The 14,529-nt window shown below is 66.5% G+C and carries 11 protein-coding genes; 3 read left to right on the top strand and 8 right to left on the bottom strand.

Features of this window, described 5'->3' with window-relative positions:
- The first annotated feature begins 13 nt into the window (after positions 1–13).
- From AC3FNH_RS27100 to AC3FNH_RS27110, 3 genes are all read left to right on the top strand, one after another.
- Entirely contained in the window at positions 14–934 is a 921-nt protein-coding gene (locus AC3FNH_RS27100) for an ABC transporter permease (RefSeq protein ID WP_276098034.1), read from the top strand.
- Between the two features lie 76 nt (positions 935–1,010).
- Positions 1,011–2,156: a BMP family ABC transporter substrate-binding protein gene (locus AC3FNH_RS27105; protein WP_488722254.1), complete on the top strand. Its 1,146-nt coding sequence runs from the start codon at positions 1,011–1,013 to the stop codon at positions 2,154–2,156.
- A gap of 179 nt (positions 2,157–2,335) precedes the next feature.
- Positions 2,336–2,629, top strand: a complete 294-nt coding sequence (locus tag AC3FNH_RS27110; protein ID WP_276098036.1) for a YkvA family protein — start codon at positions 2,336–2,338, stop codon at positions 2,627–2,629.
- Positions 2,630–2,664: 35 nt separating this feature from the next.
- Here AC3FNH_RS27110 and AC3FNH_RS27115 read toward each other — a convergent pair whose 3' ends face one another.
- The 8 genes from AC3FNH_RS27115 to AC3FNH_RS27150 form a co-directional block, all read right to left on the bottom strand.
- Entirely contained in the window at positions 2,665–3,990 is a 1,326-nt protein-coding gene (locus AC3FNH_RS27115) for a sigma-54 interaction domain-containing protein (protein ID WP_488722255.1), read from the bottom strand.
- Positions 3,987–7,124, bottom strand: a complete 3,138-nt coding sequence (locus AC3FNH_RS27120; protein WP_488722256.1) for a peptidase domain-containing ABC transporter — start codon at positions 7,122–7,124, stop codon at positions 3,987–3,989. The genes AC3FNH_RS27115 and AC3FNH_RS27120 overlap by 4 nt, the downstream gene beginning before the upstream one ends.
- Positions 7,105–7,857 carry a peptidylprolyl isomerase gene (locus AC3FNH_RS27125; RefSeq protein ID WP_488722257.1) on the bottom strand — a complete coding sequence of 251 codons (753 nt, stop codon included), beginning with the start codon at positions 7,855–7,857 and terminating at the stop codon, positions 7,105–7,107. The genes AC3FNH_RS27120 and AC3FNH_RS27125 overlap by 20 nt, the downstream gene beginning before the upstream one ends.
- A gap of 64 nt (positions 7,858–7,921) precedes the next feature.
- Positions 7,922–9,301 carry a beta-barrel domain-containing protein gene (locus tag AC3FNH_RS27130; protein ID WP_488722258.1) on the bottom strand — a complete coding sequence of 460 codons (1,380 nt, stop codon included), beginning with the start codon at positions 9,299–9,301 and terminating at the stop codon, positions 7,922–7,924.
- Entirely contained in the window at positions 9,298–11,889 is a 2,592-nt protein-coding gene (locus AC3FNH_RS27135; protein ID WP_488722259.1) for an FHA domain-containing protein, read from the bottom strand. The genes AC3FNH_RS27130 and AC3FNH_RS27135 overlap by 4 nt, the downstream gene beginning before the upstream one ends.
- Positions 11,890–12,107: 218 nt before the next feature.
- Entirely contained in the window at positions 12,108–13,565 is a 1,458-nt protein-coding gene (locus tag AC3FNH_RS27140) for an efflux transporter outer membrane subunit (RefSeq protein ID WP_488722260.1), read from the bottom strand.
- Positions 13,566–13,710: 145 nt separating this feature from the next.
- Complete coding sequence (locus tag AC3FNH_RS27145; protein ID WP_488722261.1) at positions 13,711–13,917, bottom strand: hypothetical protein; 207 nt, start codon at positions 13,915–13,917, stop codon at positions 13,711–13,713.
- Positions 13,918–14,035: 118 nt separating this feature from the next.
- Positions 14,036–14,464 (bottom strand): DUF4399 domain-containing protein, encoded by a 429-nt coding sequence (locus AC3FNH_RS27150; RefSeq protein WP_488722262.1) that lies wholly within the window; start codon positions 14,462–14,464, stop codon positions 14,036–14,038.
- Positions 14,465–14,529: the final 65 nt, after the last annotated feature.

A 14,529-nucleotide genomic window follows, 5' to 3' on the forward strand; every position in this document is an offset into this window, starting at 1 on the left:
AGCTACGTACAACATGGAACAACTCGCTCCTCTGATCGCCACCGCGATCAACGCCGGCACGCCGCTGCTGCTGGCCGCGCTTGGGCTGCTCATCAACGAACGTTCCGGCGTGCTCAACCTGGGCGCCGAAGGCATGATGCTGGTCGCCGCCGTGACTGGCTTCATGGTCGGCTACCAGACGCAGCAGCCGCTGCTCGGCTTTCTCGCCGGCGCCGTGGCCGGCATGCTGATGGCCACGCTGTTCTCGTGGCTGGCGCTGGTGCTGGCCACCAACCAGGTCGCCACCGGCCTGGCGCTGTCGATCTTCGGCACCGGGCTGTCGGCCTTCATGGGCCAGCGCTTCGTCGGCCACGCCATGCCCGCGCAGGCCAGGTCGATCCCGGGCCTGGCCGACATTCCCTTTATCGGTCCTGCCTTCTTTCAGCACCACTGGATGGTGTACTTCAGCCTGCTGCTGTGCTTCGCCATCATGTGGTTCCTGTTCCGCACGCGCGCCGGGCTGACGCTGCGCGCGATCGGCGAATCGCCGGAATCCGCGCATGCGCTCGGCTATCCGGTGCGCACCATCCGTTTCGGCGCGCTGCTGTTCGGCGGCGCCTGCTGCGGCCTGGCCGGCGCCTACCTGTCGCTGGTGTACACGCCGATGTGGGTCGAAAACCTCGTCGCCGGCCGCGGCTGGATCGCGCTGGCGCTGACCACGTTCGCCACCTGGCGCCCGGGCCGCGTGCTGGTCGGCGCATGGCTGTTCGGCGGCGTGACCATCCTGCAGTTCTACCTGCAGGGCATTGGCGTCTCGGTGCCGTCGCAGTTCCTGTCGATGCTGCCCTACGCGGCCACCATCGTCGTGCTGGCGCTGATCTCGCGCAATCCGGCCTGGATCCGGCTGAACATGCCCGCCTCGCTGGGCAAGCCGTTCCGTCCGGGCAGTGCGTGATGCCGCTGCCCCAGTCCCATTTCAACGAGCCTTCGAAAGCCAACACAATTCATCAATTCATCACAAGGAGAAATCAATGATCGTCACGCGCAGGAAGACCCTGGCGGCACTGGCCGCCACCGCCGTGCTGGCCCTGGCCGGCTGCGGCAAGAAGGAAGCCGAGAAGCCGGCAGAGAGCGCCGCACCGGCCTCCGCGCCCGCCGCTGAACAGAAGGCCGAGCCGCTCAAGGTCGCCTTCGTCTACATCGGCCCGGTGGGCGATGCGGGCTGGACCTACGCGCACGACGCCGGCCGCAAGGCCGTGGAAGAGAAGTTCGGCAGCAAGGTCAAGACCACCTATGTCGAGAACGTGCCGGAGTCCGCCGCCGACGCCGAGCGCGTGTTCCGCGACCTGGCCAGCCAGGGCAACAAGCTGATCTTCGGCACCACCTTCGGCTACATGGAGTCGATGCTGAAGGTCGCCAAGGAATTCCCGGACGTGAAGTTCGAGCACGCCACCGGCTTCAAGACCGCCGAGAACCTCGCCCAGTATGACGTGCGCACCTACGAGGGTGCCTACCTGGCGGGCGTGGTCGCCGGCAAGATGAGCAAGTCGGGCAAGATGGGCGTGGTGGGTTCGGTGCCGATTCCCGAGGTGATCCGCAACATCGACTCGTTCACGCTCGGTGCGCGCAGCGTCAACCCGAACGCGACCGTCAAGGTGGTGTGGGTGAACAAGTGGTTCGATCCGGGCAAGGAGCGCGAAGCCGCCACGACGCTGATCGGCCAGGGCGTGGACATGCTGATGCAGAACACCGACTCTGCCGCCGTGGTGCAGACCGCGCAGGAAAAGGGCGTATATGCGTTCGGCTGGGACAGCAATATGAGCAAGTTCGGCGAGAAGGCTCACCTGGCCGCCTCGGAAATCCAGTGGGGCGTCTACTACAGCAAGGTGGTGGATGACGTGCTGAACAACCGCTGGAAGAGCGGTACCACGTGGTGGGGCCTGAAGGAAGGCATGATCGACCTGAAGGACTTCAATACGATCGTGCCCGAGGACGTGAAGGCGCTGGTCGCCGAGCGCAAGAAGGGCATCGTTGACGGTTCGGCGCCGATCTGGAAGGGTCCGATCAAGGACAACACCGGCAAGGAACAGGTCGCCAAGGACCAGACCGCCGACGATAACTTCCTGCACGGCGTGAAGTTCTACGTCGAAGGCGTGGAAGGCAAGATCCCGGGCTGATCGGCAGTCCTCTTCCGGCATGCCGCCACGGCATGCCGGCCCGCCCCGGCCTTGCCGGGGCGCACCCCTCTTCTCTTTCCCTGCCCCGCCATTCTCCGGAACTTGAAGCCGCCCCGACCGGCCCAAGCTATCTGTGCATGCGCCGCTGGCCGGCGCCCATAATGTGATGGAGGCCACTCATGTGGAAGCGTTTCTCGGCCTTGTTGACGCTGGTGCGGCGCGACGGCCGCCTGTTCTGGTATGCGCTGCGGCATCCGGATGCGCCGCGGTGGCTCAGGCCTGCAGCCTTTGGGCTGCTGCTGTATGCGGTTTCACCTATCGACCTGATTCCCGACTTCATCGCCGGGCTTGGCATCGTCGATGACGTGGTGCTGATTCCGCTTGCCGTGCATTTCATGCTCAAGCGCCTGCCCCCGCATATTCTGCGGCAGGCGCAGGCGCGCGCGGGCGCGACTACGGTCCGGGCGCGGTGAATCTCGCTGGGTCTGGGGTGCGCCCCAGACCCTCCTCATCCCCCTCCCCCCTTCTCCCTCTGCCCCCGAAAATCCTTCGAATGAATCCCATGCTTCTTGAGCAGCATCTGCAAGTGGGAACGATTCATATCGCACCGCCGCGCCAGTTCTGCCACGGTCCCCCCCACTTCCTGCAGCCCCCGTTCAAGAAACGCCCGTTCCGCCTCATCGCTGGCAGCGCGCTTGGCCTCGCTCAGCGAGGCAGGCAGCGCTGACACCGCGCCGACAGGCCCGAGCGGCACCACGGCCAGCGCCACCGGCTTTGGACGGATGTCCTGCGGCAGGTGGACGAGGTCCGCCGTATCGCCGGCCAGGCAAGACACGCGATACATCAGGTTGCGCAGTTCGCGGATATTCCCGGGATACTCGTAGTGCATCAGGAAATCCCGCAACCGTGGCGTGAGCCGGACCGGCCGGCGCTTGAGCATGCCGGCCGCTTCGTCGCTGAAATAGGCGACCAGCAACGGGATTTCATCGCGCCGTTCGCGCAACGCGGGCAGCGACACGTGGATCACGCTGAGCCGGTAGAACAAGTCCTCGCGGAAGGTCCCCTCCTTGCTCATGCGCCGCAGGTCCTTGTTGGTCGCGGCGACGATGCGCGTGTCGACGGCAATCACTTCGTCCGACCCCACCCGCTGGATCTCGTGCGCTTCCAGCACGCGCAGCAGCTTGACCTGCCCGGTCAGCGGCAGCTCGCCGATTTCGTCGAGGAAGATAGTGCCGGTATGCGCGCTCTCGAACTTGCCGCGCCGGTCGTTGCTGGCACCCGTGAAGGCGCCCTTCTTGTGACCGAACAACTCCGACTCCAGCAGGCTTTCCGGAATCGCCCCGCAGTTGACCGAGATGAACGGCCGTTCCTGGCGCGAGCCGTTGGCGTGGATCACCTTGGCCATCAGTTCCTTGCCGGTGCCGCTTTCGCCGTCGATGAGCACCGGGAGATCGGTAGGTGCGGCCTTCTCGGCGATCTCCAGCGATTCGAGCAGCTTCGGGTTGTCGCCGAAGGTGCCTTCGAAGATGAAGCTGCGTTCCAGCAGCGCCTGGCGCCGCTCGCGCGGCATGCGCTCGACTTCTTCCTCCACCGGCGCCTCGCCACCGGCGGCGGCGTGGATGAAGCGCTCCTTGTGGGACAGCCCCATCACCTCGTCGCGCAGCGTGGTGGCCTGCTTGAGCAGCTTCTCGATATCGGCCCGCTCCAGCCGCGACGACCAGCGCAGCGTCGAGCGCAAGATCTCGATCTTCTCCATCAGCCCCGCGAACGAGACCGTGGAGGTACTGGCGGCGTTGGCTGCGGGCGGCCGTCCGCCCTGGTTGTATAGCTTCATGCTGCACTCAGTTGCTTCTGCACCAGCTGGTAGTACATGCCCTTGCGCTCGAGCAGTTCCTCGTGACGGCCCTGTTCGACGATGGCGCCCTCGTACAGCACCAGGATCTTGTCGGCCTGCATGATGGTGCTGAGTCGGTGCGCAATGATCACCGCCGTGCGCCCGCGCAGGATCTCCTGCATGTTCGCCAGGATGTTGCTCTCGGACTGGGTGTCGAGCGCGGACGTGGCCTCGTCGAACACCAGCAGCCGCGGGTCGTGGTACAGCGCGCGCGCAATGCACAGCCGCTGGATCTGCCCGCCCGACAGCCCCATGCCGCGCTCGCCCACGATCTGCTCGTAGCCGAGCGGCAGCTTGGTGATGAACGGGTGCGCGTCCGCCATCCGGGCCACTTCCTCGATGCGGCGCCGGTCCGGACTTTCGTCGCCGCAGGCGATGTTCTCGGCGATGGTGCCCGAGAACAGCAGGTTGGTCTGCATCACGTAGCCTACCTGCGCGCGGTAGAACTCGGTGTCGATCACGCCGATGTCGTAGCCGTCCACCTTCATCGAGCCCTCCGTCGGCCGGTAGAACCCGACCAGCAGCTTGGCCAGCGTGGTCTTGCCCGAACCGCTGCGCCCGACGATCGCCACCATCTCGCCGGGCTTGATATGCAGGCTGATGTTTTCGAGCACATAGGCCGTATCCTCGCCGCCGTAGCGGAAGTAAAGCCCGTCCATCTCGATCTCGCCCTGCAGGTCCGGCAGCATCACGCGCGACATCACGTCCTGCGGCTTCTGCTCGGGCTCCAGGTCCAGCACGTCGCCGAGCCGCTCCATCGCCACGCCCGCATCGTTGAGCTGGCCCCACAGCGCCACCAGACCCATCAGCGGCGCCAGCACGCTGCCCATGAACGCATTGAAGGCGATGAGCTGGCCGATGGTCAGCTCGCGCTGCAGCACCAGCGTGGCGCCCGCCCACAGCACGGCGATGGTCGTGGCGGCGTTGAGCAACTGGCTGATCATGCCGATCAGGATATGGAAGGCCTGCGCCTGGTATTGCTTCTCCAGCGCCTTGGCGTACTTGGCCTCCCAGCGCAGGCGCACCGGCCGCTCGATGCCCATGCCCTTGACCGTCTCGGCGCCGCCGAGCGTCTCCATGAGGTAGGCCTTGGCATCGGTCGAGGCGGCAAAGACTTCGCGCGCGTAGGTCTTCACCTTTGGCGTGACCACCACCGTCAACGCCGCGATCGGGATCACGAACGCGATCAGCAGCAGCGTGAGCTTGACGTTGTAGAGGAACATGATGGTGAAGTAGATGAACACCATCAGCAGGTTCAGCGCCGTGGTCACCGTCGATTCGGTCAGGAAGGCGCGGATGGTCTGGTTCTCCTGGAAGCGCGCGAAGATGTCGCCGGTCTTGCGCTTGGCAAAGAACGAGAGCGGCAATGACAGCGTGTGCTTGAAGAAGTGCGACATCATGGAGAAATCCATGTTGCGCACCATGAAATTGGCCAGGTAGGCACGAATCGTCGCCATCAGTTGCGAGAACACATTGGCGATGATCAGCCCGACGATCAGCAGATGCAGCAGGCCGATGTTCTGGTGCACCACCACGCCATCCAGGATGTTCTGGATGATCAGCGGCGGCACCACGCCGAGCATCTGGATCACGAACGTGGCCAGGAACAGGTGCGCCAGGATCTTCTTGTACGGTGCCAGGTAGCTGATGAAGCGCAGCCACGGCGAGCGCTGCACCGACAGCTGCGTCATGCTCTCGCCGGGGCTGAACAGCAGGCAGGTGCCGCTCCAGCCGCGCTCGAACTCTTCCGCGCTCATCTTGCGGAAGCCGATGCCCGGGTCCGCCACCCACACCCAGCGCCCCGACACGCCGTACACGATCACGTAGTGGTAGCCCTCCCAGTGCACGATGAACGGCAGCTCGAAGCCCATCAGCGAATCGCGCGTGCACTGCACGCCGCGCGTGGTGAAACCCAGCGACTCACCCGCACGCGCCAGGCTTTCCAGCGTGGCGCCCTGCGTGGTCACGTTGGCCAGTTCGCGCAGCTTGCCCAGCGACATCGGGATGCCGTAGTGCCTGCAGATCATGGCCAGGCAAGCGGCGCCGCAATCCATCTCCTCGGCCTGCTCGACCAGCGCGAAGCGGCGGATCAGACGTTCGCCGAACTCAGGCTTGGACTGCAGGTCCAGCAACACCGGCCGCTTGCGGCGCTCGGCCAGCTTCTTCTGCCGGTGCAGTTCGCGGTCCACCACGCGGATGCGTTCCTCGAGCACCTCGCGCAGGCGCGGGTTGCGCTCCAGGATCAGCTGCACCGTCTTCTCGGGAATCACCAGCAGGCGCACCTCGGTCTCGGCGATGGCCGAGGCGATCTGCTCCTGGCGCATCACGCAGGCGCGCTCGCCGAAGATATCGCCCTGGCCCAGCGTCGCCAGCGAGAACTCGTCGCCCTCCTCGCTGCGCACCATGCGCACGGTTCCCTGGCGCACCACGTAGAGCCGCCGGTCTTCGCGCCCGTCCTGCTTCAGGATCTCCTTGCCCGCGGCCACGCGCTTGACACCCACGCTGCGCACGGCGTCTTCCAGCTCGCGCCGGTCCAGCTTGCCGCGCAGGTCGAACAGCCGCGCCACGAAGCCGCCGGCCGAGCTGATCGCGACATAGCTGGTGATGAAGGCCTGCGCCGCCTGGTTGCCCGCCACCACCTTCTCGCCCACGCTGCGCGGGATCACCAGCAGCTCGGTCTTGCCCGACGCGCGCACCGACGACTCATGGTGGTACTCGCGCAGCAGCGCAATGTCGGCGAACACCTCGCCGGTCTTGCGCACGCCCATGCTGATTTCCTTGCCGTGCTCCTCGTTGAAGACACGCACCGAACCGGTCTTGACGATAAACAGGCCAGGCGCGGGCTCGCCGGCATTGCACACCGTGTCGCCGAAGCCGAACGTCTGCGTCTGCGCCGCGGCGGCGAGTTGCTCCAGCTCCTCGCGCGTCAGGGCGGAGAGGATCTCCACCGTCGCCAGGAAGTCGGCAAGCGATGCCGCCACTGGCACGGCGGGCGCAGCGGGCGCAGCGGACGCGGCCGATGGCGGCGGCACCTCTGCCGCCGCCCCGCCTTCGCTAGCGGGCTTCGATGACATGTTCCTGCGCCCTTGCCATCAGCCACTCTTCACGCAGCAGCCGGCGCACCTCCACCGCCACGTCGCTGTCCAGCGTCGCGGGATGCTTGGCGCGCACCAGGAAGACTTCGAAGAACGAGCGGTCCGGCGCGGCGAACGGGCCGAGCAGGTCGCCGGGCTCGGCATTGAAGACCTTGGCTTCGATGTCGGTCTTGAGCGAGCCGCGCAGCACCTTGCCGATATCCCCGCCCCGCTCTCGCGTATCGGCAATGGAGTGCTCGCGCGCCATCTCCGCAAACGCATCGGGATCATCCTGCAGGTAGGAGATCAGCTCCTTGGCCTTGCCCTCGCTGTCCACCACGATATGGCTGACCTCGATGCTGTCGAAGCGCGGCGAATTGAGCTGGAAGTATTCGTGCACCGCGGCTTCGCTGCAGACCTGCTCCATCATCCGCTCCTGGTAGAGGCTGTCGGTGATGAAGACCTCGAACTCGTCCAGGCTCACGCCCAGCGCGTCGAGATAGTGGTTCATGTCCGCCGCGCGGTGCAGGCCCTGCACGCGCCGGAACTGGTCGGCGCGTTCCTGGATGTCTTCCTGCGCCAGAACCAGGCCCGCGCGCTTCGCCGCGTGCACCGTAAGCTTGTCGCGCACCATCTGCTCGACCAGGCCTTCGAACTGCCCGGTGAACTTGAGCAGGCGGATGAATTCCTCGACGCCCAGTACCTCGTCGTCGATACGCACGATGCCAGTCATGGCCCTACCTCCTTTCGACTGCCGCTCCGCGGCGGTCGCGATGTGCTCGTGAACTCCGTGCCCGCTAGCCGGCCACCTGCCGGAACGGATCCAGGCCAAGGTCGATCAGCCGGCGCTCGCGCACCACGATCTCGGCCGTGGCGGTCATGCCGTAGCGCAACGGATAACGGGTATCGCCCACGGTGTAGTAGTCGCGCGACAGGCGGATGCGGCCTTCATAGACCGGCTGCTTGTCCGCCCCCGGCTTGGTGGCCGGCGAGATGTATTCGAGCGTGCCTTCGATCAGCCCGTAGCGCTGGTAGGGGAACGCATTGAACTTGAGCTTGACCGGCAGGCCTTCCTTCAGGAACGCGCGGTCGCGCTCGGCAATGGCGATCTTGAGCACGGGGCGCGCGTCATTGGGCGCAATGCCGCCGATCGGCGTATTGGCCTGGATCTTGTCACCGCGCTGGGTGGAGGTCACGTCGGTGATAACGCCGGACACCGGGGCCAGGATCAGCAGGAAATTGTCCTTGTCGATATTCTCGAAGCGGATGCGCGCCGCCGCCTCCGCCACCAGGCGCGCGGTCTGGACCTGCAGGCGCAGCTTGTCCTCAGTGCTGGCGATGTCGCGCATGGCCGCGTCGTACTGCACGCGCAGCCCTGCCAGTTCCTGCCCGCTGCTTTCGAGCTGCACGTTGGCCTGCGTCAGCTCCTGGCCCTGCCGTGCTTCCAGTTCGGCCAGCCGGGACTGCGCCACGCGCAAGGTGTTGTCGGCCTCCTGCGTGGCCGCGCGCTTGGCTTCGACCTGCGACTGCGACACGCCACCGCCGCCCGGCAGCGCGAACAGGCGCGCATAGCGGTCCTGTTCCTGCCGCGCGAAGTCGCGCGCGCGCCGCGAATTCTCGACATTGCTGCGCGCCTCCTGCACCTGCGCGCGCTGCTGCTCGGTAAGCCGTGTCGTGCCTTCAGCGATGCGCGTCTCATGCTGGCGCGTGGCCACGTCGATCTGCTGCTTGAGCGCGGCGGCGCGGCGTTCCATCAGCGCCTTCTTTTCCGGGAACTGCTTCCACTCGCGCTCCGAGTCCTCCAGCTTGAGCTGGGCTTCGAGCGCGTTGGCCGCCGCCTCGATCGCGCCGCGCGCGTTCAGGCGCGCCAGCACGTCGTCCTTGGACACGGGCTGCCCCTCGGCCACGTACAGGTCGGCCAGTTCGCCGTCGACGGGCGCGTAGAAGCGCCTGACTTCCGATTCCGGCGCCAGCGTGCCCTCCGCCGTGACGATCACGTCCGCATGGCCGAAGAACGACCAGACCAGCGCGCACACCACCAGCGCAAACGTGGTCATCACCGTCAGCAGGCTCAGCCGCCACGGTTCGGCGGTGAGGATCGCGAGGCCCTCGCCGCCGTGGTCCTCGAGCGCCTCGGACAGAGGCCTGAGACGGTTGCCGCCACGCGCGTCGTTCATGGCCGCCCCGCTTTCGGCTTGTCCGGCGCCGCGGCGGTCTGCGCTTCGGCGCCCGGGCCTTCGCCACCGAGCAGCTCCAGCTTCGCCTTGAGCACGGCCGGGTCGAGCACCATGCGCAGCTCCTGCAAGGCGCGCCGCTGCTGATCCACCTCCGCGCGGATCTCCTCTTCCGCCTTGTTCCATTGCGCGAGGTCGGCGCTCTCGCCCGCCTTGAGCTGGCTGACGATGCGGATGCCCTGCCGCGCGTCATCCTGCGCCTGCGCCAGCCGCCGCGCCTGGTCGCGGAACTTCGGCGAGATGCCGGGCTCCAGCCTCTGGTCGCCGCCAATCTGGCCGTTAGCGCGGTACTGCTTCCAGCCGGCGACGGCACGCGTCATCAACTCGCGTGCGCGCCGCAAGGCACTGTCGCGAATGGCGGTGACATCGGCTTCCACCGCCCTGGCGTAGTACTTGTCCTCGTCGGGATCGAGCATCGCGTAGAAGCCCAGCAGCTTGTCTTCGTAGCCGCTGGCGCCACGCGCGCCTTGCAGTGCCGCGTACTGCGCGGCAACCTGCTGCTTGTGCGCCGCGTCTTTCGCCACATCGTCGCCCCACGGCCCCGCGCTGATGCGGCGCAGGCCGGCGATGGCCGTGGCGCTGTCGCCGCGCTGCCATGCCTGCGCAGCCGCCGCGTACTGGCGCGCCACCTCCGCATCGGGCAGGCGCTGCGCCAGCCGTGCGTACTGGGCCTGGAACGGCGGCGTGGCGAACTTCGCATCTGCCATGCGCGCCACCAGCGGCCCCGGGTTGCGCGCGCGCAGCGGCTGCATCAACGCGGCGTAGCGGCGCAGGTCGTCCTGCAGCTTGTCCAGGCCTGACAGGCGGGGGTACTTTTCCTTGTAGTCGGCAAACACCGGCTGCAAGGCCTCGGGCTGGTCGCGCGCCAGCTCGGTGGCGATGGTGGCATTGAGCCGTTCGATGGCGGCCAGGTAGACCGACTCGTCCGTCTGCAGCTTGCGCACATCGCTCAGCGCGCTTGCATAGACGTCGCGAAATGCGGGCTCATAGCCGGCGATGCGGCCCAGCGCGCGCTGGTGCGCGGCGGTGTCCTGGTTCCAGTGCGTCAGCAGGCCACGTATCGTCGCCTCGTCCGTGTAGAGCCGGATCGGTGCTTCGGCGCCGCCACGCTGGGCGAAGTAGCGTTCGAGGTTGCCGATCCATTCCAGCTCGCCCACCAGCGGACGCGCATCCGCATTGTGCTGGCTGCCCGCGGCCATCCCGGCAAGCACCGTGGCGGCGCCGTGGAAGTCCTGCGCCCTGAGCTTGCCAGCCCACTGCGGCACATAGGCGCGCAGCAGCGCCTCCGTGCCCATGGCCTGGATCGGGGCATCGTCGGGATGCCTCGCGAGATAGGCATCCGCGGCCTTCGCGGCCTGCGCGTAGCGGCCTTCGGCGAGCAGCAATCTCACATCGCGCTCGGGCATGCCGCGCAGGTAAAGCACCCCGATGCCGGCCACGACCAGCACGGCCAGTGCCGCGCCCCAGCGCCCGGCTCGCCGCATGCGCGCCGCGTCGTTCAGGCCGAAGCGGTTCGCGATCTCCGCGGCCAGCATGGCCATGCGGCTGCGCGGACGGCTGCCCTTGCGGGCCGAGGCATCGGTAGCGGCGGCGGCTTGCGCCTCGGCGTCGGCATTGACCTCGTCTTCCTGCCGCGCCGCGTAGTCGACGCAGAAGATGTCCAGGAACGAGTCGGCTGCGCCGACGAAAGTGGTCTTGTCGGCGCCATCATCGGGAATCGGCGCCGCGGGGGCCGCAACATGCTCCGCGACGGGCTCCACATCGGCAGCCGCCTCCGGTTCGGCAAACACGGTGCGCGTCGCCGTGGCGTCAACGTCGCCTTCGCGCCGGACCTCGACCTTGTAGACGAAGTGGCTGCCGCCGAATGCAATCAGGTCGCCATCATTGAGCGGCACGCCGTGGTCGGCGAGGCGGTGGCCGTTGATGAAGGTCCCGTTGGTGCTGCCCAGGTCTTCCAGGAACGGAACGCCGCACTTCAGGTAGATATGCGCGTGACGCCGCGACAGGTAGTTGACCTGTTGCGGATGGCTGTCACGATAGCGCGCGAACGTGTCGTCGGCCTTGCTGATCAGGTAGGGGAAGCCGCTCAGCTCGATCGGGTGCAGGCCCACGTCGTTGCGCTCGGGCTGCAGCGTGACCGCGACGCGCGGCGGTTCCGCCGCGGGCACGCGCGGCGCAAGGCGTACATGGAACGACAGGGCCGAACCGAAGGACAACTCGTCGCCATCGCGCAGCCGCAGCGGGTGCCCGGCAACATCGGCGCCATTGATGCGCGTGCCGTTCTTGCTGCCCAGGTCCGCGACATAGACCGCGCCGTGCTCGGCGAAGATGCGCGCATGACGGCGCGACAGCGCCGCGGTCAGCTCTTCGGGATAGGAAACGAACGGCGCCTCGGTCCGCCCGACGGCGAACAGGTCGTCGCCGATGCGGATCTCGCCCAGCTCCGGACGGGATACGGGCGTCAGCAGAATGTCGAACTCCTGACCCATCCTCACCGGCATTTCCATGATCAGTGCATCGTCAGGAGCCATGTTTCCAAGAAACCAACAGCGCAGCCTTCACAGCAGGCGCACCGGGGGGATGAATCGACAATCAACATAGTAGGCCACGCCTCCCGCTAGTCAATTGGATGAGCGCCGGCCGTTGCGCGCGGGGTGTCGCCCAGGCGGCGCAAAGCGCCGGGTTACCCTGCTCTCGTTGTGACCGGTGTATCGTGAACGCTGCCTGGCGTGCCAGTGCGGCGCTGCCATCAGGGCGCTCGGTTCGACGCGGCGTTGCTCACTTGCACGTCGGACCAGCCGCCGCCCAGCGCCTTGTAGAGCGTGACAGTATCGGCAAGGATCTGTTGGTGGACAGCCAACAAGGACAGTTGCGCTGTCAGCAGCGAACGCTCGGTCTCGAAGACTTCGAGTTGCGACACCACGCCCTCCTTGAGTTGCGCCTCGATCTGCGCCGACACCACGCGCAACTGTTCAACCTGCTGCTGCAACTCGATGCGCTGCTTCTTGTGCGCATCCACATTGACCAGTGCGGTTTCCACCTCTTCGAACGCATTGATCACCGTGCGGCCATAATCGCTTTCCGCGACCTTGACCTGCGCCTCCGTGGTCTTGACATGGGCACGGATGTTCGGGTCCAGCATCGGCAGGCTGATGCTCGGCGCGATGCCGAAGGTGAAAGTCTTCAGCAAGCTGCTCAGCGCGAAACTGGCCGCGCCGCCGTTTGCGGTCAGGCTGATGCTCGGCAGCTGCGCGAGCCGGGCCTGGCCGACAATGTTGTACGCCGCCAGCACGCGATATTCAGCGGCCACGATGTCGGGACGGCGCGCCAGCAGTTGCGATGGCAGGCCCGCCGGCACCGGCGGCGGCTGCACGCGGTCCTGCAGCTTGCCGGCGGGCACCTTGAGATTGCCCGCCGGCACGCCGACCAGTGTGGCCAGCGCGTTCTCGGTCACGTCGCGCGAGCGGCGCAGTTCGATCAGATCCTTGGTGAGCCGGTTGATTTCCGCCTGCTGCTGCATCACGCGGATCTTCGGCACCAGGCCGTTCTGGAACATGGCCTGGTACGTGCCGAGGATCTGGCCGTTCTTCTGCACGGTGCGCGTCTGCTGGTCGATCTGCTCGTCGAACTGCAGGATCTGGAAGTAAGTCGTGGATACATTGGCGGCCAGCGTCAGGTAGCCGGCGCGCCAGTCCGCCTCGGTGGCATGGAACTCGGCGGTCTGCGCCTGCACGCCCTTCTCGACCTTGCCCCAGATATCGATGTCCCAGCTCAGCTGGGCGCCCGCGTTGAAGCTCTTCACGGTCGTCTGGCCGGTCGTCTTCGTAACGCTGCCGCCCGCGTTGAGATCGATCACCGGCAGCGCGCCGGCCTTGGCTTCGCCGATCTGCGCCTGCGCCACGCGGATGCGCGCGGCGAGCACCTTGATGTCGTAGTTGCCGGACAGCGCCTGCGTGATCAGCTTGTCGAGATACGGATCCCGGAAGCCCTGCCACCAGTTCGGCTGCACGGTCTCGGCCGGCGATACCGTGATCGACCCCTGCCGCGTCCACTCCGCCTTGGCGGGCGTTTCAGGGCGTTCGTACACCGGCGGCCGGAAGTCCGCGCAGCCGGCAAGGCATGCCGCGCAGGCCGCGGCGGCGACCCATGCGGCGGCACGGCGCGGCCGCGAAACAATCAATGGCGATTCGGTAGAGGCGTTGATCACGATATCTTCCTGCAACCACGCGCGAGCGGCCGGCCACCGCGGTGCCCGGACCTGCCTTGCGTGTCTGTATTGTGGTTCGCGCCGGCACGCGCTCCAACCCCGAAGTCGGGCCGGTGGCAACGGCGTGGGTGCCGACGGCGGCGGCTTAGCCGAAGAGGTTGTTGTGCTTCGTATCCAGGGTCAGCTTGGTCATTTCGGGCTCCGGTAGGAAGGCATGGCTGGTGTTGCTTCCCGGAGCACCGACGCATAGGCTGTGCCAGCTTGCGAAGCGCGCCTTGTGCTGTCTGCAAAGGCCTGAAAACAAGCGGTTTTCAGAGGCATGGAGGAGGATCGCGTGCGCAATGGGAATCATGGCCGCCCTGCCGCGGATGACGGATTGCGGCCAACAGTTCTGCGATAGCTGTCGGCTGTCAGGAGACAGCGTGGCATGGTCTGCGCGACAGCATGGCCTGGCTCGCGCGCAGCAGTGGTCACTTCACGTAGATAATGATCTTCTTCGAATAGACAGGCGGATTCGTCGGGATGTGCTTGTCGTCGCCCATCAGCAGCTGCAGCGTGTGCTTGCCCGGCGGCAACTCCACCATGGTCTCGGTCTCGCCGGCACCGAAATGCAGGTGGTTGCGATCGTTCGGGATTTCCTTGTCCATGGGCGGCAGGTCCACGTCGATCAGCAGGTGGTGGTGGCCGGTCTTCGGGAACTTGACGTCCTTCGGCGCCACGCCCATGTTGCGCAGGCCGAACCAGACGCGGAATGGCTTGCCAGCAGGCAGCACCTGCCCATTGTTGGGAAAGCCGATGTACAGGTAGGCGTCGGGCGGCGCCGGCGTTTCGCCTGCCATGGCGGCGGCTGGCAGCAAGAGGCTCGCGCCGAGCAAGGTGGCGGCTAGCAGCTTGAACATGGTGGATCCCCCTCGCGCTATTTCAGTCGGCCACTTCAGCCGATTAAGCCTTTGCAACCATTGCA

Source organism: Cupriavidus sp. 22TCCZM01-5 (genome assembly GCF_057798915.1).

Excerpts from the sequence above, each read along its gene's own strand:
- AC3FNH_RS27105 (WP_488722254.1), top strand. The coding sequence starts at position 1,011 with ATGATCGTCACGCGCAGGAAGACCCTGGCGGCACTGGCCGCCACCGCC.
- AC3FNH_RS27100 (WP_276098034.1), top strand. The coding sequence starts at position 14 with ATGGAACAACTCGCTCCTCTGATCGCCACCGCGATCAACGCCGGCACG.
- AC3FNH_RS27145 (WP_488722261.1), bottom strand. The coding sequence starts at position 13,917 with ATGATTCCCATTGCGCACGCGATCCTCCTCCATGCCTCTGAAAACCGC.
- AC3FNH_RS27135 (WP_488722259.1), bottom strand. The coding sequence starts at position 11,889 with ATGGCTCCTGACGATGCACTGATCATGGAAATGCCGGTGAGGATGGGT.
- AC3FNH_RS27130 (WP_488722258.1), bottom strand. The coding sequence starts at position 9,301 with ATGAACGACGCGCGTGGCGGCAACCGTCTCAGGCCTCTGTCCGAGGCG.
- AC3FNH_RS27150 (WP_488722262.1), bottom strand. The coding sequence starts at position 14,464 with ATGTTCAAGCTGCTAGCCGCCACCTTGCTCGGCGCGAGCCTCTTGCTG.
- AC3FNH_RS27125 (WP_488722257.1), bottom strand. The coding sequence starts at position 7,857 with ATGACTGGCATCGTGCGTATCGACGACGAGGTACTGGGCGTCGAGGAA.
- AC3FNH_RS27110 (WP_276098036.1), top strand. The coding sequence starts at position 2,336 with ATGTGGAAGCGTTTCTCGGCCTTGTTGACGCTGGTGCGGCGCGACGGC.
- AC3FNH_RS27115 (WP_488722255.1), bottom strand. The coding sequence starts at position 3,990 with ATGAAGCTATACAACCAGGGCGGACGGCCGCCCGCAGCCAACGCCGCC.
- AC3FNH_RS27120 (WP_488722256.1), bottom strand. The coding sequence starts at position 7,124 with ATGTCATCGAAGCCCGCTAGCGAAGGCGGGGCGGCGGCAGAGGTGCCG.